The organism is Campylobacter sp. 107 (assembly GCF_002383835.1).
GTDB lineage: Bacteria > Campylobacterota > Campylobacteria > Campylobacterales > Campylobacteraceae > Campylobacter_D > Campylobacter_D jejuni.
This window is the reverse complement of the sequence record NZ_NXBA01000068.1, coordinates 1-1,127: the sequence shown is the minus strand read 5'-3', so window position 1 is coordinate 1,127 and position 1,127 is coordinate 1. Positions and strand designations below refer to the sequence as shown.

Below are 1,127 nucleotides of genomic sequence, written 5' to 3'. Positions count from 1 at the left end.
AGATGAAACATTAAGACAAGAATATCTTAAAAACAAAGAATGGGACAAGATAGATCAAAAATGGTATGAAGCTAAAGAACCTAATGAATTCAATGATGGTTTTTGGGGTTTTGGAACTGGAATTGCTAATGTTGCAGAATCTCTTATAGGATCTCCTGGCAAAGTATTTAACAATAACCAATATGTATTAGATAGCAATATTGATAAAAATTGTTATATTATTAAAAAACTAAGAAGCCCTCAAGCTTTCAAACCCTCTAATCGTTGCACTTTAGAACTTTCTAAAGAACAATATGAAATCCTACTTGCAAATATTAAAAATGATTTTAATACTACAAAAGAAATTACACCTAATAGCAAAGAACCAATCAATGAAGAATTTTTACCTATAAGCTTCTTGAAAACAACTGCGTTACTTGGGTTATTCAAAAACTTTCTGATATAGGAATAGAGCTTATTGATGATGAATATAAAGTGCCTGGAAATTTGATAGATATCTTTGGCTTGATCAAATCTCTTCACTCTATCTTTTTGAAATTTCAAAACATTGATGATAATTTACAAAGTGTAAAAGGCGCAAAAAAAAGAAAAATACATTTTAATTCTTGATAAAAATGATTTTAATAAATACAGAAAAGATTGTTCCTTTATTAATAATCAAGAAAACTTAGCTCATAAAATTGCCATTGGGGAATTTAGAATTTTCATTGTGGTTTATAAAGATATGAAATGTCTTGAAAATATTAATAATATAACAAAAATATATGGATATAATTCAAAAAGTTATAAAATAAAAGATCAAATTTGGGATGAGCAATATTTAGGTGGAGTTTGTAAAATATCACAAGCTTTGTATTTTAATGGAAAAGCTAAAATAGGTATTATTTAGGAAAATTATGATAGGTAAAGACTTTTTATATTCTATTCATAAAGATAAAAAAAGTATTTATTTATTTTGTGAAAATAAAAGCATCATTGATTGTCAAAGTATTTATGATGAACTTTATAAATTAGAAGCAACGACAGATTTTACTTTTGAAGAACTTCAAAACTACCAAGCTTATATCTTCCTAAACTCCACTCTCCTTACAGGCTCAAATGAACTTCCTAATAATCCTTTTTACTTT

1 protein-coding gene and 2 pseudogenes are annotated in these 1,127 nt (G+C 26.2%); all 3 read left to right on the top strand.

Features of this window, described 5'->3' with window-relative positions:
* Window positions 1-445: pseudogene (locus tag BGS40_RS07455) on the top strand (hypothetical protein); the annotation flags it as partial.
* Window positions 446-571: 126 nt separating this feature from the next.
* Window positions 572-889: pseudogene (locus tag BGS40_RS10015) on the top strand (hypothetical protein); the annotation flags it as partial.
* A gap of 7 nt (window positions 890-896) precedes the next feature.
* A partial coding sequence (locus BGS40_RS07450) for a hypothetical protein (protein ID WP_070209932.1) occupies window positions 897-1,127 on the top strand: 231 nt, incomplete at its 3' end.